At 60.3% G+C, this 18,246-nt stretch carries 16 protein-coding genes and 1 pseudogene; 6 read left to right on the top strand and 11 right to left on the bottom strand.

The window, feature by feature from the left end; all coding sequences use genetic code 11:
• Positions 1-67: 67 nt before the first annotated feature.
• Genes AADH44_RS04830 through AADH44_RS04810 form a run of 5 tightly spaced genes read right to left on the bottom strand, consistent with a single transcriptional unit; the run spans position 68 to position 6,168 of the window.
• Positions 68-883 (bottom strand): CoA ester lyase, encoded by an 816-nt coding sequence (locus AADH44_RS04830; RefSeq protein ID WP_341954366.1) that lies wholly within the window; start codon positions 881-883, stop codon positions 68-70.
• Positions 880-1,359 (bottom strand): MaoC family dehydratase, encoded by a 480-nt coding sequence (locus tag AADH44_RS04825; protein WP_341954364.1) that lies wholly within the window; start codon positions 1,357-1,359, stop codon positions 880-882. The genes AADH44_RS04830 and AADH44_RS04825 overlap by 4 nt, the downstream gene beginning before the upstream one ends.
• Positions 1,356-2,528 carry an acyl-CoA dehydrogenase family protein gene (locus tag AADH44_RS04820; RefSeq protein ID WP_341954362.1) on the bottom strand — a complete coding sequence of 391 codons (1,173 nt, stop codon included), beginning with the start codon at positions 2,526-2,528 and terminating at the stop codon, positions 1,356-1,358. Before AADH44_RS04820 ends, AADH44_RS04825 begins: the two co-directional genes overlap by 4 nt.
• Positions 2,525-4,561: a biotin carboxylase N-terminal domain-containing protein gene (locus AADH44_RS04815; RefSeq protein WP_341954361.1), complete on the bottom strand. Its 2,037-nt coding sequence runs from the start codon at positions 4,559-4,561 to the stop codon at positions 2,525-2,527. Before AADH44_RS04815 ends, AADH44_RS04820 begins: the two co-directional genes overlap by 4 nt.
• Positions 4,562-4,566: 5 nt before the next feature.
• Positions 4,567-6,168, bottom strand: a complete 1,602-nt coding sequence (locus tag AADH44_RS04810) for a carboxyl transferase domain-containing protein (RefSeq protein ID WP_341954360.1) — start codon at positions 6,166-6,168, stop codon at positions 4,567-4,569.
• A 98-nt stretch (positions 6,169-6,266) separates the two neighbouring features.
• On the opposite strand from AADH44_RS04810, the gene AADH44_RS04805 reads away from it, so the two are divergent.
• Positions 6,267-6,842 (top strand): TetR/AcrR family transcriptional regulator, encoded by a 576-nt coding sequence (locus tag AADH44_RS04805; RefSeq protein WP_341954359.1) that lies wholly within the window; start codon positions 6,267-6,269, stop codon positions 6,840-6,842.
• On the opposite strand, the gene AADH44_RS04800 is transcribed toward AADH44_RS04805, so the two are convergent.
• The 5 genes from AADH44_RS04800 to pdhA are packed head-to-tail and all read right to left on the bottom strand — an operon-like array spanning position 6,839 to position 12,429.
• Complete coding sequence (locus AADH44_RS04800) at positions 6,839-8,191, bottom strand: NAD(P)/FAD-dependent oxidoreductase (protein ID WP_341954358.1); 1,353 nt, start codon at positions 8,189-8,191, stop codon at positions 6,839-6,841. The genes AADH44_RS04805 and AADH44_RS04800 overlap by 4 nt on opposite strands.
• 56 nt (positions 8,192-8,247) lie before the next feature.
• Positions 8,248-8,817: a signal peptidase II gene (locus AADH44_RS04795; RefSeq protein ID WP_341954357.1), complete on the bottom strand. Its 570-nt coding sequence runs from the start codon at positions 8,815-8,817 to the stop codon at positions 8,248-8,250.
• Positions 8,818-8,852: 35 nt separating this feature from the next.
• On the bottom strand, positions 8,853-10,313 hold the full coding sequence (locus AADH44_RS04790) for a dihydrolipoamide acetyltransferase family protein (RefSeq protein ID WP_341954356.1): 1,461 nt from the start codon (positions 10,311-10,313) through the stop codon (positions 8,853-8,855).
• Positions 10,313-11,314, bottom strand: a complete 1,002-nt coding sequence (locus AADH44_RS04785) for an alpha-ketoacid dehydrogenase subunit beta (protein ID WP_341954355.1) — start codon at positions 11,312-11,314, stop codon at positions 10,313-10,315. The genes AADH44_RS04790 and AADH44_RS04785 overlap by 1 nt, the downstream gene beginning before the upstream one ends.
• Positions 11,311-12,429, bottom strand: coding sequence for a pyruvate dehydrogenase (acetyl-transferring) E1 component subunit alpha (gene pdhA / locus AADH44_RS04780; RefSeq protein ID WP_341954354.1), 1,119 nt, complete (start codon positions 12,427-12,429; stop codon positions 11,311-11,313). Before pdhA ends, AADH44_RS04785 begins: the two co-directional genes overlap by 4 nt.
• Before the next feature lie 187 nt (positions 12,430-12,616).
• Here pdhA and AADH44_RS04775 point away from each other — a divergent pair.
• Positions 12,617-13,083: pseudogene (locus AADH44_RS04775) on the top strand (FAD-binding protein); the annotation flags it as partial.
• Positions 13,084-13,187: 104 nt separating this feature from the next.
• The gene (locus AADH44_RS04770) at positions 13,188-13,874 is read left to right on the top strand and encodes a hypothetical protein (protein WP_341954353.1); all 687 of its coding nucleotides are present in this window, start codon (positions 13,188-13,190) and stop codon (positions 13,872-13,874) included.
• A 19-nt stretch (positions 13,875-13,893) separates the two neighbouring features.
• On the opposite strand, the gene AADH44_RS04765 is transcribed toward AADH44_RS04770, so the two are convergent.
• Positions 13,894-14,574, bottom strand: a complete 681-nt coding sequence (locus tag AADH44_RS04765) for a hypothetical protein (RefSeq protein WP_341954352.1) — start codon at positions 14,572-14,574, stop codon at positions 13,894-13,896.
• Between the two features lie 20 nt (positions 14,575-14,594).
• Between AADH44_RS04765 and AADH44_RS04760 the strand changes: the two genes are divergently transcribed.
• The 3 genes from AADH44_RS04760 (at position 14,595) to AADH44_RS04750 (ending at position 18,167) form a co-directional block, all read left to right on the top strand.
• Positions 14,595-15,461, top strand: a complete 867-nt coding sequence (locus AADH44_RS04760) for an acyl-CoA thioesterase II (RefSeq protein WP_341954351.1) — start codon at positions 14,595-14,597, stop codon at positions 15,459-15,461.
• 445 nt (positions 15,462-15,906) lie between these two features.
• A complete protein-coding gene (locus AADH44_RS04755) occupies positions 15,907-17,202 on the top strand; it encodes a glycine betaine/L-proline ABC transporter ATP-binding protein (protein ID WP_341954350.1) in 1,296 nt (431 codons plus the stop codon).
• Entirely contained in the window at positions 17,199-18,167 is a 969-nt protein-coding gene (locus AADH44_RS04750; RefSeq protein ID WP_341954349.1) for a proline/glycine betaine ABC transporter permease, read from the top strand. The genes AADH44_RS04755 and AADH44_RS04750 overlap by 4 nt, the downstream gene beginning before the upstream one ends.
• The last annotated feature ends 79 nt before the right edge of the window (positions 18,168-18,246 follow it).

Raw genomic sequence — 18,246 nt, 5'->3', positions numbered from 1 at the left:
AAATCGTCAGCACCAAATTTTGACGCTCAAGTTTCGAGATTTTTTTGACGGCAGTTTGTGACTGCGGTCAACCCTCGCGCAACCCCGCCCGCGCCACCACGCACTCTGCATGCCGCAGTATCGGCCCATCCACCATCCGGCCCTCGAAGCTGAAGACGCCGGGCTGCGATTCCGCTGCGGCGAGAAGTGCCCGCGCTGACGCGATCTGTTCGACCGTGGGCGCATAGCTTTCGCGCACAACCGCGACCTGAGAGGGATGAATGCAGGCTGTAGCCGTGAACCCGAGCGCTGCAGCATCCCGAGCCTCAGCACCGAGACCGTCGGTGTCAGCGATGTCGAGGTGCACGGCATCGATCACGGCCTTCGAATAGGCTCCAGCCGCGAGCAACACCGACGAGCGCGCATGGAGGGCCACGCCCCGATACGGCCCATCGTCTTCGCGCGACGAAGTGCCGCCGAGCGAAGCAACGAGATCCTCCGCACCCCACATGAGTGCAACCACGCAATCGAGCGCAGCGATGCTCGTTGCCGCGAGCACTCCCCGGGCAGTCTCACACAGCGCGATCACATCGAGCTCGGTGAGCGCATCGAAATCGGCTACCGACTCCGCCTTCGCCAACATCACGGTGCGGTACTCCGTCTGCTCGAGAGCTTCGAGATCGCTGTCGTGGTCCTGGGTTCCGGCGGGGTTAATCCGCACGATCGTGCGTGCGGGATCCATCGGATTCGCGATGAGTGCCTTGCGGGCCTCGGCCTTGTCGACACTGGCGACAGCATCCTCAAGGTCGATGATGATGGCATCCGCGCGCTCCAAAGCTTTTGCATAGCGATCCGGGCGGTCAGCCGGAACAAACAGAATCGACGGGCCTAACGTGAAGCTCACGGTGCGTTCTCCTCAGTCCAGACCATCACCGAACGGGTCGCTACAGCAACAACAACGCCCTCTTGGTTCTTGGCGGTGTGCCGCAGGGAGATGATTCCCTGGCCGGGACGCGACTTCGAGAGCCGCTTCTCCAGCACTTCACTCTCGGAGTACATCGTGTCTCCGTGGTACAGCGGATGCGGAAAGTTCACCTCGGTGAAGCCCAGGTTCGCCACAATCGTGCCCTGCGTGAGTTGAGCCACGGATGCCCCAACCATCGTCGAGAGCGTGAACATCGAGTTCACCAACCGCTGCCCAAAAGGTTGCTCCGCCGACCAGGCAGCATCCAAGTGTAAGGATTGCGTGTTCATCGTGAGCGTGGTGAAGAATACGTTGTCGGCCTCAGTCACGGTGCGACCGGGCGCGTGCAGGTACACGGCACCCTCCTCAAATTCGTCGAACCAGAGGCCGCGCTGCTGAATACGTTTGCCGGTCATAGTGTGGCGAATCCCAACTCGCGGGCGATAACCATCAGCTGCACCTCGGTTGTGCCCTCGCCGAGCTCAAGCACCTTGGAGTCGCGGTAATGACGAGCAACCGGGTTTTCATTGAGGAAACCATAACCGCCGAAAATTTGGGTGGCATCCCGAGCGTTATCCATGGCAGCCTCGCTGCTGATCAGTTTTGCCAAGCTCGCCTCCGTCTTGAAAGGTATTCCGGCAACCAGTTTGCGGGCTGCGTCGTAGGTTGCCAAGCGTGCCGAATGAACTCGTGCCTGCATGCGAGCAATCTTGAACGCGATGTGCTGGTTCGATCCGATCGAACGACCAAAAACGTGGCGCTCGTTGGCGTAGCGGATCGACTCTTCGAGGCAGCCCTGAGCTGCACCCGTGCAGAGCGCGGCAAAAGCAACACGACCCTCATCCAGGGTTTCGATGAAGTTTGCAAAGCCACGACCTCGCTCACCCAAAAGGTTCGCTTCGGGAACGCGCACATTGTCGAACGAGAGCGGATGCGTGTCGGAGGTGTGCCAGCCGACCTTGTCGTACGGCGGGTGCACGGTGAACCCTGGCGTGTCGTTGGGAACAAGAATGGCGCTCAGCTCAGGCTTACCGTTTTCGCGGCGACCCGTCACTGCCGTAACGGTAACAAGCTTGGTGATTTTGCTTCCCGAGTTGGTGATGAATTGCTTCGTTCCGTTGATGACCCATTCGCCATCGACAAGCTCCGCCGTGGTCTTGGTGCCTGCAGCATCAGAGCCGGCTTCCGCCTCGGTTAGGCCGAACCCTGCGAGGGCTTCACCGCGCGCGAGCATCGGCAACCACTCCTGCTTTTGCGCGTCAGTGCCCTGCTTGAAAATCGGCATTGCACCGAGGCCGAGACCCGCTTCAAGCGTGACGGCGATTGACTGATCTACCCGAGCCAACTCTTCAACGGCCAAGCACAGCGAAACATAATCTTTTCCTTGCCCACCGAACTCTTTCGGGAACGGCAAACCAAAGAGCCCCATCTCCCCCATTTGGGCGATGATCTCGTACGGCAGTTCACGCTTCGTGTCGTATTCGTACGCCGCCGGGGCGACCACGGTGTCGGCAAAATGGCGAACGTCAGCTTGCAGCTTCTTCTCGTCATCGGTGAGACCGAGGTGGGTGACTACATGGCTCATGGGGTTTCTCCTTCAGTGCTCGCTTGTGGCGATTCGATTCGGGCAACAATCTGATCGCGTGTGACCAGATCGCCAGGCGTCAAACTAATGTCGACAACCCCATCGAGGGTCGCCACGACGGGGTGTTCCATCTTCATGGCTTCAATCGTGAGCACCGTTTGACCGGCAGTCACCGTGTCGCCGTTTGCAACAGCAACCGCAACAACAGTTCCGGGCATGGGCGAACGAAGTTCAGGATCAACGACGCCCGCGACCCGGGCGAGAGTCGCGCGGTGAGTGGCAAGCGACTCAGCACGGCTCTGCTCCCTGGGCGAGAATGAGGTGCCCTGCTGGGCGACCCAGACCACTGCGCTATCGGCCGCGGCCGACTCATCGCGCGCGATCGTCACAGCAACGCTCACAGTGCCCCACTCAATACCCATGGAGGTTAGTCGTGCCGACGTGCTCTCGCCCGCGATCGTGACTTCCGCAGCGCTGGGTGGTCCGGCAACCAGAACCTCGTGCACTGTGCCTGCACACTCGAGATGGTAGCGGGCGGGGCGATGCTTTCCGACTCTCCAACCGCTGGGTTGCTGCCAGGGTGAGCCCGACATCCAATGATCTGAATGGATGCTCAGGGCCGCCGCAGCAAGCACGGCAGGGCTCGGGGTAGCAAACTCGATCTCGGCCAGCGCCCGTTCGATGAGGGACGTATCGAGCGCACCCGCGCGAACATCATCGCGCGCCAGAAGTGCCCGCAAGAACTCGATGTTCGTGGTGACGCCCAGAATCACGGTGTCGGCTAGCGCTCGGTCGAGGGCCGTGAGTGCTTCGTCACGTGTTGCTCCGAAAGAGATGACCTTCGCGAGCATCGGGTCGTAGTTGGCGGAAACGGTGCCGCCCTCGACGAGCGAGCTATCGACGCGCACGCTGCCTGCACGCACTCCGTCTGAATGCACGCTGCTTGAATGAACGCCGTCGGCTTCGTACAGTGCGATGATTCGACCGGCCGAGGGTAGGAAGTCGTTGGCGGGATCTTCTGAGTAGATGCGGGCCTCGACCGAGTGACCGGTGAGCTGCGGCTTCTCCACCGTGAGCTTCTCGCCCGCCGCAATGCGCACTTGCCACTCCACCAGGTCGATTCCCGTGACCATCTCCGTGACGGGATGCTCCACTTGCAGTCGGGTGTTCATCTCCATGAAGAAGAACTCGTCTGGTGCATTATCGGAGACAAGGAACTCAACTGTTCCGGCTCCGACGTAGTTGACGCTGCGCGCAACCTCACACGCCGCCTCACCAATACGCTGCCGGGTTGCTTCGTCAAGTAGCGGTGACGGCGCTTCTTCGATGATCTTCTGGTGGCGACGCTGCAACGAGCACTCGCGCTCCCCCAGATGGATGGTCGTGCCGTGGCTGTCGGCCAGAACCTGCACCTCGATGTGGCGCGGCTTCTCCACGAGACGTTCGAGAAACAGGGTGTCGTCGCCGAACGCAGCACTGGCCACGCGGCGAGCAGAGGCGAGAGCGTCGGCTACTGCGGCGGGCTCGCGCACAATCGTCATGCCCTTGCCGCCACCACCCGCAGATGGCTTAATCAGCAGCGGGAACCCCACCTCATCGGCCGCAGCCACAAGATCATCGTTGGTCATGCCCGGCTCAGCGACACCGGGAATTACCGCGACACCACGCTCGGTCACATGCTTCTTCGAGGCGATCTTGTCGCCCATGATGGTGAGCGCGTCGACACCCGGCCCGATGAAGGTCACCCCGGCTGCGGCACAAGCTTCGGCCAAGTGCGCGTTTTCCGACAAGAAGCCATAGCCCGGATGAATCGCCTCAGCCTTCATGCCCGGAACAGCATGCGCGGCAGCAACAATCTCATCGACCGACAGATAGCTCTCGATCAGCACGGCAGCATCCGCGACCCGCACGTGTTTCGCGTCACGGTCATGCTCGGTGTAAACGGCGATGGAGCGGATGCCCATCGAGTGCAGGGTGCGGGTGATGCGACAGGAAATTTCGCCGCGATTGGCGACCAGAACAGCAGAGAACATAGCCATCACATCCGGAAGAGGCCGAAGCCCGGCTCAGGCAGCGGGGTGGCCGCAGCGATATCGAGAGCCATGCCGAGCACGTCTCTAGTGTCTTTGGGGTCGATAATTCCGTCATCCCACAGTCGGGCGGTCGAATAGTAGGGGCTGCCCTGGCGTTCGTACTGCTCGCGGATCGGCTTCTCGAATGCAACCTTGTCGTCGTCGGTGAACTCGTCTTCGCCGAGTTGGTCGCGGCGAACCGTGGAGAGCACCGCGGCAGCTTGGGGGCCGCCCATGACCGAGATGCGGGCGTTGGGCCACATCCACAAGAAACGCGGCGAGTAGGAGCGTCCACACATCGAGTAGTTACCAGCACCGAATGATCCACCGATGACGACCGTGAACTTAGGAACACGCGTCGTAGCGACGGCGGTGACCATCTTGGCGCCGTTCTTGGCAATGCCGCCGGCCTCATATTCCTTGCCGACCATGAATCCCGAAATGTTCTGCAGAAACAGCAGCGGGATGCCTCGCTGGTCGCACAGCTCGATGAAGTGCGCGCCCTTGAGCGCCGATTCGCTGAACAGAACACCAGCATTGGCAATGATGCCGACCGGATGCCCGTGCAGTGTCGCGAAGCCCGTGATGAGGGTCGTGCCGTACTCCTTTTTGAACTCATGAAACTCACTGCCATCTACCAGACGGGCAATTACTTCACGCACCTCGTAGGGGCTTTGCACGTCGGTCGGCACGACACCGTAGAGTTCGTCAGGGTTGACGGATGGCGGGCGTGATTCAACAACATCCCAGGCCGGTGCGGCGGGCTTCGGAATTGTCGCGATGATGTCGCGCACAATCTGCAGCGCATGGCGATCGTCGTCGGCGAGATGATCTGTGACCCCTGAGGTTCGGGCGTGAACGTCTCCCCCGCCCAGCTCTTCAGCCGTCACAATCTCGCCAATGGCGGCCTTCACGAGCGGAGGACCACCCAAGAAGATGGTGCCCTGATTGCGCACGATGATCGTCTCGTCGCTCATTGCCGGCACATAGGCTCCGCCGGCAGTGCAGGAGCCCATGACGGAGGCGATCTGCGGGATGCCCGCTGCCGACAGTCGAGCCTGATTGTAGAAGATGCGACCGAAGTGATCGCGGTCAGGAAAGACTTCGTCTTGCATCGGCAGGAAGGCGCCACCCGAGTCGACCAGGTACACGCAGGGAAGCTTGTTCTCGAGTGCAATTTCTTGGGCCCGCAAGTGCTTCTTAACGGTGAGCGGAAAGTACGTGCCGCCTTTGACGGTCGCATCGTTGGAGATCACGAGAACGGGGCGTGAATGGATGAGCCCGATGCCGGCGATAACGCCAGCGCCCGGGGCATCGTCGTTGTAAATACCGTTAGCCGCGAGAGGGGCGATTTCGATAAAAGGACTGCCCTCGTCGAGCAACTCATCAACTCGATCGCGCGGCAACAGCTTGCCACGCGAGACGTGACGTTCGCGAGATTTCTCCGAACCGCCGAGAGCGGTCGTCGCGAGTCGCTCGCGCAATTGCTCCACGAGTGAGCGCATTGACCCGTCGTTGGCCACAAACGTCGGATGAGACGGTTGGGCTGCTGTGGAAATTTTCTCCATCGAACACCTTCGTTCTGCGTAGCTTGTGGCCACTTGGGTTAGTCAATACTAACTCAAATAGGTTAGCGAGCATTAACTGAACTGTCTAGACTCTGAGCATGACCGCGACACCAACCCCACGGAGTCAGGCGAAAGCTGACCGGCGCGACGCCCTCCTCGACGCCGCCGCGAGCCTCTTCGCCGAACGCGGATTCACTCGGGTCTCGCTCGAAGACCTCGGCGCGGCAGCAGGAATCAGCGGTCCGGCCGTCTACCGCCACTTCGACGGCAAACAAGCCGTGCTTGCCGCGATGCTCGTGGATGCCAGCGCCGACCTCTGCACGGGAGCACAGACCGTGATCGAGTCGGCACCCTCGGCACAGGCCGCGCTCGAAAGTCTCATAAAATTTCATGTCGAATTTGCGCTCAAGAATGCCAACGTCATCCGGGTGCAAGATCGCGACCTCGACAGCCTTACCGATGATGACCGGCACACCGTGCGTGCCCTCCAGCGCAGCTATGTAGAGCTGTGGGTTGCCACGCTCGCGCGCCGTCACCCGGATGCTGCGACGAGCGAACTGCGCACGCGCGCCCATGCCACTTTTGGGCTCATCAACTCAACTCCCCACAGCGGCCGTGCCGGAGCGACTAGAGCGGTACTTGAGCGAATGGCGCTAGCGGCGCTGAACGCTTAGCCTCGATCTGCGGATCTCACTGGGGCTTCCGCCCACACCTCAACAATCGGGATCGCACGGTGCAATATGTTCGATGCCGCGCGGTGACCGGAGCACAGGGCAGCGGAGACCGTGGCGGGGTCATCCGTCCACGTGGCCTCGCCCGCGATATGGAGAACCCCACCAACGGGCGTCGCGAGGTCGTCGTGATCCGCGGTCGTGGAGCCTTGTCTCATGTATGCGTACGACCCTCGGGCGAACGGATCGTCTTGCCAGGCGGTGATGTCAACACGGGTCGGCTCCTCGACTCGGTCATCGTACAGTCGCCGCAGTTGCGCGAGAACCGAGTCGACAATCTGTTCGTCTTCCCAGTGACGGATCTCTCTGGCCGCTGCGCCCGCGGCGAAGGTCAGCAGCGTGGGCGTGCCATGAAGCGCCGTGAGGTCGTACCACGAGTGCCACCAGCGGCCCTCGGGCCCCTGCTGCCGGATCGCATAGACCCCGTCGTCCCAGAACTTCGTCGGGAACCTCAGAACGACTTTCTCGAAGGCGTTCATCTCGAGCCGGCCAAGCGCGCCAGCGTTCGGTTCCGGAAGCGGCGGTTCGATGGTGAAGTCCTTCGACTTGAGCACCCCGATCGGCACCGTCACGACGGCGTGGTCTGCCGTCAGCGTGCCGCGGTCTGTCGTAACGGTGACGCCCTCCGACGACCAGCGCACGCGGGTGACGGTCTGCTCAAGGCGGATGTCGAGGCCGTGAGCGAGGTGCGTGGATAGGCGATCGTACCCTTCGGGGAAAACTACTTCGTCGCCGTCGACAACGTCATCATCGAGACCGTGCGCGGCAAGATCCTCGATCCACGCCCCGTACTGCTCTTCGCTGCGGTGCTGGAGGAACTCGCGAACGCGTTCAGCCCGATCATGATCCCATCCTTGAAGGGCAAGAGCTGCCTCGGTCACGTCCCGGTATGAGTCATCCGCATCCGACTCGGCGACGACCTCCGCGAGCGCGGCGTCGACCGAATGGACGTCATCGGCAAAAGCCCGAGCCTCATCATCCGAGAGTCGCTTACCGCTTGGTCCGTAGTAGGCGATGGGGCGGCCATCTGGTTGGTACCCACCGACAGTAAACTCCACAGTCGGCATACTGAAAGCTTCAGCCGCTGCTGCAACGGGGTTGTCAGTAATGCCGTGAATCCAGGACGCACCGAGGTCGGTGACGAACCCGTCAGTGCGATCCGTCCAGACTCTGCCACCAACGCGGTCACGAGCCTCAAGCACCACAACACGACGGCCAGCATTCGCCAGCAGACGAGCGGCGGACAGACCTGCCACTCCCGCGCCAACGACGATTGCATCGAAATGAGCCATTCCTGACCTTCCTTGACCGCTGAGACCGCTGAGACCGCTGAGACCGCTAGTGAATTCTATTCAGCCGCAGCCGCAGCCGCAGCATCTGCAGCATTGGCCGCTGCGGGTTCGGGCCTGCTGGCTATGCCCATGAGAGAGATGATGACGATCATGACGGCACCACCGACGAGCGCAATGTCGGCAATGTTGCCGATGAAGTATCCGCCGTAGTTGATGAAGTCAACGACGTGACCGCGAGCGAATCCTGGCTCACGGAACAGTCGGTCGCCCAAGTGGGTGATTGCGCCACCGAGCAGGAGCCCGAGCGCAAAGGCCCAAGCGCGTGATTCGACTCGCCACGCGTATCTGATAATCGCGACAACCGCGATTGCCGCGATGATCGTGAGCACCCACGTGAATTCTTCACCGATAGAGAATGCTGCGCCGGGATTGTAGACGAGTTGGAACGAAATAACGTTATCGATAACGGGAATGACAGTGCCATCACCAAGGTTCGTTTCTGCCCACCACTTGCTCAGTTGGTCGGAGGCGATCACTAACGCTGCGAGCGCAAAAACTCCCCACAGCAAACGCCGCGATACTCGCGAGGTGGTGGTGGCCGCAGCAGGGTCGAGATTCTCGGTCATAAGACCATTCTTACCTGTCGCGGGCACCCCTCGTGTCACACCATGCCTAATACGGCGCCGGGGTCGCTGAGAATTGCGCCAACATCGGTCAGGAAGCGAGCCCCCTGCTCACCATCAACGAGCCGATGGTCGAACGACAGGCTGAGCGTCATGACGTCGCGCAGCGCAATTTCACCATGGTGCTCCCACGGCATCTTCCGCACAGCGCCCATAGCCAAGATGGCGGCTTCTCCCGGATTCAGGATGGGCGTACCCGCATCGATGCCGAACACGCCAACGTTGGTGATCGAAATCGTTCCGCCGTTGAGCGATGCCGGAGTGGCTTTGCTCGCGCGAGCATCACGCGCAATGGTGCCGATCGCATCCGTCAATTCGGCCAGAGTGAGCGAGTCGGCATCTTTGAGGTTCGGCACCATCAACCCGCGCGGTGTCGCGACGGCAATACCGAGGTTGATGTAGCCGAACTCGACTATTTCGTTAGCTTCGGCATCCCAGCGCGAATTGACTGAAGGGTTGCGTGCCACCCCGATACAGAGCGCTTTGGCGATCACTGCAAGCACGGATGCTGAGGTGCCGCTAGCTTTCAGTCGCGCAACGAGTTCGATGGTTCTGGTCACGTCAATCGTCAAAAACTCGGTGACATGAGGTGCAGTGAACGCACTCGACACCATCGCTGCAGCAGTAGCCTTACGCACCGACTTGATCGGAGTGCGTTGCTCGCGTGGCCGACCATTCGACCCGCCAGCTCGCGGCCCTGATTCTCGTGACGGTGACACCGTGGCCGAGTCGGAACTCTGATCTCCCGCATCGGCGGCCTGCGAGACGTCATCACGAGTAATGAGCCCGTCAGGTCCGGTTCCCTGCACTCGCGTGAGGTCGACCCCGAGGTCGTGCGCAAGCTTACGCACCGGCGGCGTGGTCTTCGTGCGTGCTTCAGCCGGTGTGGCTGGTGCGTTTACAGTCTTCGCGGGTGCTTCGACGGTCTGGGCAAGTGCATCGGCCGCCGGAGCGTCTGCGGACTGGCCTGTCTGCTGAGCCGCCTGAGCCGCGCGAGCCTTTCGAGTTGGACGCTTGCCGCTCTCCACGGCAGGGCCATAGCCGACCAGCACCGAGTTGCGTTCGGGGGCATCGGATGAGCCGGCTTCGCCTGACTTCTCCGTCGGCGCTGACATATCCGGCTGCGCTGGCTTCTGGGACTGCGCTGGCTTCTGAGACGCCTCTGGATCATCCTGCGTGTCAGTTTCGCCCGCTTCACCATCGAGTTCGAACGTCACAATCCGTGTGCCAACAGTGACAGTTGCCCCGGGCTCTGCATGAAGCGCAGAGATCTTTCCCGCGACTGGCGACGGCAGCGAAACAATCGCTTTCGCCGTCTCCACCTCAGCAATCGGCTGGTTCAGAGTAACCATGTCGCCAACAGCAACATGCCACTCCACAATCTCAGACTCGGTGAGGCCCTCCCCCAAATCGGGCAGCGCAAATTCCTTAACAGCCATTACGCACTCCACCCTGTGAGCGAATTGGCGCGACCAAGAGCGCGATCAACACCATCAAGAATCCGGTCAAGATCAGGCAAGAAATGATCCTCCAATTTCGCCGGTGGATAGGGCACATCGAAGCCCGTAATGCGCACAGGAGCAGCCTCGAGATAGTAGAAACAGCGGTCGGTCAGTGTCGCCGCGATTTCAGCCCCCAAACCGCCCGATTCTGACGCCTCGTGGGTGATCACGAGTCGCCCCGTCTTCTGCACGCTTGCCGAAACCGTGTCGAAGTCAACCGGGGCGAGCGAACGCAAATCAACCACCTCGAGAGAAATCCCGTCGTCAGCAGCGGCCACGGCGGCATCCAATGCGGTTGCCACAAGCGGGCCATACGTCACGAGAGTCACATCAGTGCCCTCAACAACGACGCGTGCTTTGCCCATCGGTAGACCGACAGCGTCTTCGTCGACGTCGCCCTTAGTCCAGTAGCGACGTTTGGGCTCAAAAAACAGAACCGGGTCATCGCAAGCGATCGCCTCACGCAGCATGCTGTGCGCGTCCTGCGGCGTTGAACAGGTGACCACCCGCAGTCCAGCGGTGTGCGCGAAATACGCTTCGGGAGACTCAGAGTGGTGCTCGACCGCTCCGATACCTCCGCCATAGGGAACACGAATCGTCAGCGGCATCCGCACATTTCCGGCGGTGCGATAGTGCAGCTTCGCAACCTGAGCAACGATCTGATCGAAACCCGGGTAGATGAAGCCGTCGAACTGAATTTCACAGACCGGACGGTAACCACGGAACGCGAGCCCGACTGCCATGCCGATAATTCCTGCTTCAGCAAGCGGTGTGTCCATCACTCGTTCTGTGCCGAAATCGCGCTGCAAACCATCGGTGACACGAAAAACGCCACCCAAGGCTCCGATATCTTCACCGAGGAGCACAACCTTGTCGTCGTCGCTGAGTGCTCGTCGCAATCCTGAGCCGAGTGCTTTTGCCAGAGTCAGTTCAGTCATTTTTCAAACCCCTCTAGGTACGCCTTGTATTGGCTCTTTTGACGCGCAAGTCCCGAGTGTTCGGTGGCATACACGTTGTCGAAAACGCTGAGCGGTTCGGGGTTCTCGAGCCCGAGGCATCCTGCACGGAACTCTGCCGCCACCAGATCTGCTCGGCTCTGAATGGATGCCGCCAGTTCGTCGGTCAGCACCCCTTCGCTGCGCAAAAACGCTTCGACGCGCGCGATCGGATCGCGTGCTTCCCACTCTTTAGCAACCACAGGGTCCACATAGCGGCTCGGGTCGTCAGAGGTGGTGTGCGGGCCACGGCGATACGTCACGGCTTCGATAAAGGTGGGGCCTCCGCCGTTGCGTGCACGGTCGAGAGCACTGCGCGTTGCAGCCATGACGGCGAGCACATCGTTTCCATCAACGCGGATGCTCGGGATTCCGAATCCGGGCGCCCGATCGGCAATCGGCCGCTGTGCCTGAAGCCCGACAGGCTCAGAGATTGCCCATTGGTTGTTTTGGCAGAAGAAAATCACGGGAGCCTTAAACGAGGCCGCGAAGACCATCGCTTCGCTGACGTCACCCTCGCTGGTGGCACCATCACCGAAGTAGGCCACCGCAACACTGTCGACACCATCTTTTTTGCATCCGACGGCGTAGCCGGTGGCATGCAGCGTCTGCGCGCCAATAATCACGGCGGGAGTTGCCATGCCCACGGAGAACGGATCCCACCCCGATGCGGCAGTACCGCGCCACACCCGCACAAGGTCGGGCAGTTTCACGCCTCGGCAGTAAGCGACAGCATTTTCGCGGTAGCTAGAAAAAACAAAATCGTCGGGCCGCAAAGTGCGGGCAGAACCGACCTGTGCTGCTTCTTGGCCGAACAGCGGCGGCCAGAGTCCTAGTTCACCCTGACGCTGAAGGGCAGTCGCCTCGGTATCGATGCGACGCACGATGATGAGGTCTTCATAGAGGCTCGCGAGCTGATCGCCGGTGACATCTGACACCCAAGGGTCATAGAGGTCATCACTCAGCCGGTTCCCCTCAGGGTCAAGAAGCTGCACGAACTCAGGGTTCTGCCTCTTAGCCTCAGGTTTCTGGGCCTTTACGGGCACGGTAGTACTCATCGTTTCTCCGATCTGCCCTCACGTATGCCGGTAAGCCACGCTCAAGCGATCCTCACAACCGTGATTGGTAAACCACAGGTTGACCCAAGCCTCGTCGCTCGGAGTTATTTTGACCGTACCTACACACCGCACGGTGCACAAGGTGCCACACGAAAGTTGCTATGAAATTGGCGGATGACGCGGCATACAAGTCGCGATTGTTGAGCAAGAACCGGAAGCCAGCCTCGGTGGCCAAGCCTGGTGGTCGTTCGGCGGGCTCTTCCTTCGTCGACTCCCCAGAACAGCGCCGGATGGGCATCAAGGATTCGCTCGAATTGGGGCGTCAAGACTGGTTTGGCATAGCCGGTTTTGATCGAGACGAGGATGAGTGGCCGCGGCGCTGGGAGCAACCGAATTGTCGTCGGCGACTTTGAGCTTCGCGCCCCCGCCACGATCGTGACGAGCAGGGGAATCGGTGGCAACCATGATCTCGTGCGGGCTGACTCAAGCAATTATCGAGAGAAGTTTGCCCTCTCCGGTATCGAGCAAAATCCCGACCTGACGGACAAAAGCGTGCGTGAACTCCTCAGTCAGCGACTCGGCAACGGCGCCTCAGCACCGGTCGAAGCTTTCAACGAACATGGTGGTGACTTCATCGTCGCCGACACACTCGAGGGCACATTCTTAGGGGGTTGCCTCGTCAGCGGACGTGCTGCAGGGCGGAGTATCGCAGCGCCCTAACGCACAGGATGAGCCTCGTCTGCGGATACAATTTCAACATGAGTAATTCTTCGTCGCCACCGTCAGAACCTGGCTGGTACCGCAATCCGAATGGTGGCGTCGGCAAAGAATGGTGGAACGGCTCAAGTTGGGGAATGGGCGAGTACGTACCCGCACCGGCACCTCACTCGCTTCAGACGCCATCAGCCCCAGCGCCGACGCACTCGGCGGGAAACACTGCCGCCTATGCAAGCCCTCCGCGGTCGGTCGCTCGCTCACTCACATCGTCCGAGCGCGAGCTTTCGCCTTACACGTGGCAAATTTGGGCTGTCTCCCTGTTGTCACTCGTGCCCTACCTCAGCGCTGCCTACATCACCTCGTTCTCTATAGCGCTCGATCCCAATGACCTCTCACCCGAGGCACAGTTCTCGGTGGTCACCAGCCCTGTCTATCTTGCTGCGTTCGGTGGGTATTGGTTTGTTTTCATCGCCAATTTCTTTCTTGCCTATGCGGATGGCAAAAAGCTGGAACGTCGAGGGGTTCCGTATCCCCTGCCGTGGGGCCTTATTGTGTTTGGGAGTCTGCTTTACGTCATCGGTCGCACCTCAAATGTGAAGCGCTACATCGGCACGGGACTTGCCCCGTTGTGGGTTGCGATTGCAGTAGTAGTCGTCGGCTGCGGTGTTGCCGTTCTCATCACTGTGGGAGCAATCCGAGAGTTTGCGCCGCTGCTCGGCTCGCTTTAGTGGGCGTAGTTCCCAGTTTTTAACGAGCGACCGACCAGGCGCGACGCTTCACGAGCACGTGACCGCGCTTGGTCGTCACGCGGGTCCACGCACCTGATTCATATATTGAGGCTGATTCTTCGTCGCCGAGGAACCCGAGACTCACTGCGGCAAAACCTGCGCCTGCGGGCAAGTAGTCGGGGTTATCGAGCGGGCGACCCCACACTTCGGTGCGCACTTTGTGCACGATCGCTTCACCCGCTCCGGTGGGAACGGCCTGTGCGACTTCGTCAATCCCCTCGCGTGCCGCACCTTCGAGAACTTCACGGGCAACTGAGTCGATCGCTACCCAGCCTTTGCGCGGCGGGGTGATAGCGGCCCAGGTGACAGTGTTGACGCTCATTGGCAGAGTCACCGTAACGGGTTCGCCAGACGTGTCAGCTGACGCCTCAATGGCGCTCTCCACTCGCCCGAGCAGGGAACGCACCGGCACCACGGCATCGAAGGTATCTTTCGAGGCCAGCGCGAAGGTACGGAGGCCAAGCACCGTGGGGCTCTGATCAAGTAGTCCCGCTGGGTGCAGCACGGAAACGTAGACGGCCAGCACTCCGGCACCGCCGATAAGGCGCACGGAACCCTCATCAACGCGAGCGGCGCGCCCCAAAAATACGTGCAGATCACCCAGGGCAAGGGAATCCACCAAAGTAAACGATCCAGTCATAGGTCTCCTAAACTACAGGCATGAGCGACCCTATGTCTGGGCTTCTAACTGCCCTCGATCTGACCGACACCGGCGCACGAACCAATGAAGATATTTTTACTGGTCCAAGCCAATGGATGCCGCAGGGGCGAGTCTTCGGCGGGCAAGTGCTTGCGCAGGCGCTCGTCGCCGCCCAGCGCACCCTCGCAGCGGACCGAATCGTTCACTCGATGCATGGTTATTTCTTGCGCCCCGGAGACATCAACCTCCCGATAACTTTCTCCGTCGATCGCATCCATGACGGTCGATCATTCTCGACACGGCGCACGCAGGCCTACCAGGATGGCGTGCCGATCCTCTCAGCGATTGCGTCATTCCAGGACGAGGATGACGGCCTCGATCACCAAATTGAGATGCCTGCTGACTTGCCTGACCCAGAGTCGCTGCCGACAACAGCGGAATCGCTGGCATCGTTGGAACATCCGGTCGCTCGCTATTGGGCATCCGAGCGTCCCTTTGACATGCGATATGTACCGTCGCCAATTTTTATTTCTGTTGAGGGCGGACACGTCGCGCACCAGGCAGTCTGGTTGAAATCAGTGGGCCCGATGCCCGACGACATGAACCTTCATCGCGCGGCTCTCGCCTACGCAAGCGACTACTCCATCCTCGAGTCGATCATGCGGCGCCACGGCCTCGCATGGGCGACTCCCGGCATCAAAGTCGCGAGCCTCGACCACGCCATGTGGTGGCACCGCGAGGCGCGAGTGGATGAGTGGCTTCTCTATGTTCAAGAGTCACCGAACGCAATCGGCGGCCGCGGCCTCTCGCTGGGTCGCATCTACGATCGTGCAGGTCGACTTATCGCCAGTGTTGCTCAAGAGGGCATGGTACGGCCGCCTCGCTAAGCCGAAGGATTCATCGCAGCTAAACCGATGGATTCGTCGCGCCACGGTGTCAAACGATCACGCCAATGTAACGAATAGGCAACAAAGGCGACCCCCTTCGATGCCCACTGTGCCGCGGATCGGTGATGCCGCTAAGGGTGTTATGTCCCCAATCTGGCGGACGCAAACCTGCGCGAATACCTCAAAGGCGTTACCGTTGATCACAGCCCGGTTCCCGTTTCGCCATATTTGGCGCAGTGAACGGGAGCTACGAAATCAGGCCGCGCGTGCCATCCCGCAAGTCGGGTTGACGTTCGTACGGTTGTTTCGCACCGGAACCATTCCGAAAATGATTCCCCTCACCATGTTGGCTCGATTGAGCGCCACATGAGCAGATAAGTGCGCGCAACCCGGACCGTAATCGAGAAGAGCGGAGCCCCCCAGGGTGCCGAGCATTCAGGAGAACGTGACCGAAGAAATCGCAGTCAGCGCCAAGAACCTCTATAAGGTTTTCGGCCGTCGCCCTAAAGAAGCAGTCGAGCGACTCCAGAACGGAGCCACCCGGGATGAGATCACAGAACTCGGCACTGCTGCCGTAATCGATGCGAGCTTCGACGTTCATAAAGGCGAAATTTTCGTCGTAATGGGTCTCTCCGGATCAGGTAAGTCCACGCTGATCCGCATGCTCAACGGACTGTGGGACACCACCTCCGGATCAGTAACGGTCGGCGACGATGTGATTTCTGGCATCTCCGCTTCGAAACTTCGCGACGTCCGTAAACGTCGCATCTCGATGGTGTTCCAACACTTCGCACTCTTCCCTCACCGCAGCGTTCTTGAGAACGCCGCATACGCCCTCGAAGTTCAGGGCATCCCGCGAGCGGAACGTCTCGCTCGCGCCCAGAAGACGATTGACCTCGTCGGGCTCAAGGGCTGGGGCGAAAAAATGCCCTCCGAGCTTTCCGGTGGAATGCAGCAGCGCGTGGGCCTCGCCCGCGCACTCGCTGCCGACACCGATGTGCTCCTGATGGACGAAGCATTCAGCGCCCTTGACCCACTGATTCGTCGTGAAATGCAAGAGCAGCTGCTCGAGCTACAGACCGAACTGGGCAAGACCATCGTCTTCATCACACACGATCTCAACGAGGCCATGTTCCTCGGTGACCGCATTGCTGTAATGCGTGAAGGTCGCATCGTTCAGATCGGCACGCCAGAAGACGTGCTCACCGACCCCGCCAACGACTATGTTGCGCAATTCGTTCAGGATGTTGACCGCTCACGCGTTCTCACAGCGTCAAGCGTTATGGAGCCGGTCAGAGCCACAGTGTTCGCAGGCGCTGGACCCCGCGCGGCGTTGAAGATCATGCGTGATCTACAGACGTCGACAGCGTTCGTCGTCAGTCGCGACCGGACCCTACAGGGTGTTGTTCGCGACGCCGACGCCATGAAGCTCGTGCATAAGGGCGTCACTGACCTGTCGTCGATCATGAGCGACGAGTTCAACGCAGTTCCCGAAGACACCGCTCTCGCGGAGCTTTTTGTTCCTTCAGTGGAGAGCCCACTGCCGTTGGCTGTCATCGATGAGCGGGGCCGCCTCACTGGCGTTGTTCCGCGTGTCACGCTTCTTGCCGCACTCGGCAACGTCTCGACCGATACCGGCGAACTGCCCGTTATGGAGCCACCGCTCACCGTCTCCACTGAGCTGATCACGGACGCACTCGCTACCCCTGAAACCACCGCCGAGAAGGAGGTCGCACGATGAACGATTTCTTCAGACTTCCCCTCGGCCGATGGGTCGAAAACGGCATCGATTACATCACCGTAACTTTCGGTGTCTTCTTTGACGTCATCAAGTTCATCATCGCGTCGGTCGCCGACGGAATGAACCTCGTGTTCACGTCACCGCCATTTTGGGTGATGCTCATCATCTTCGCTGTGGTCGCATTTATTGCCCGTGGATGGGTGTTCTCGCTCGGAACCACGGTCAGTTTCCTCCTGATCCTCAGCTTGGATCAGTGGGATAACGCGATGGATACCCTTGCGCTGGTGCTGGTAGCAGCAGCAATCGCGGTGGTGATCAGTGTTCCGCTTGGAATTCTTGCCGCGAAGTATCACACGGTTTCCACGATCGTGAAGCCAATTCTCGACTTCTTGCAGACGATGCCCGCATTCGTCTACCTGATTCCTGCACTGATCCTCTTCCGTATTGGAGATGTGCCCGGAATTGTTGCAACCGTGCTCTTCGCACTTGCACCCGGCGTGCGACTCACCGAGCTCGGTATTCGTGGCGTCGACAAAGAAGTTGTTGAAGCTGGCCAGGCCTTCGGCTCCTCACCGAGCCGCATCTTGCGACAGATTCAGCTCCCGTTGGCTCTCCCCTCGATCATGGCTGGCATCAACCAGGTGATCATGCTCTCGCTCTCGATGGTCGTTATTGCCTCGATGGTGGGCGCTGGTGGTCTCGGAAAGCCAGTTATCCAGAGCCTCAGCCGGGCGGATGTCTCGCTCGGGTTCGAAGCTGGCCTCTCGGTCGTGCTGTTAGCGATCTTCCTTGACCGGCTCACGGCATCCTTCGGCACCGGCAAGGGATACTTCCGCTTCATCATGGAGTCGTTCACCTTCCGCGGCCGATCCGCAGAAGGTGAATCGGTAGAGGCTGATGACACGGATGCAACCACTTCGGCTGCACGTAACGAACCAGCCGAACTTACTCCCCCAGTTCGCTAATTTTCGGGCGCTCACCCGCGCTCGTTTCCCGCATGCAGAAAATCCTGTGTGCACCGACGTCAACACCGTCGACGCTTCA

Origin of the sequence: Salinibacterium sp. TMP30 (assembly GCF_038397785.1) — a bacterium.
Taxonomy (GTDB): Bacteria; Actinomycetota; Actinomycetes; order Actinomycetales; family Microbacteriaceae; genus Rhodoglobus.
The sequence above is the reverse complement of the archived record's forward strand: the minus strand, read 5'-3'. Positions and strand labels throughout refer to the sequence as shown.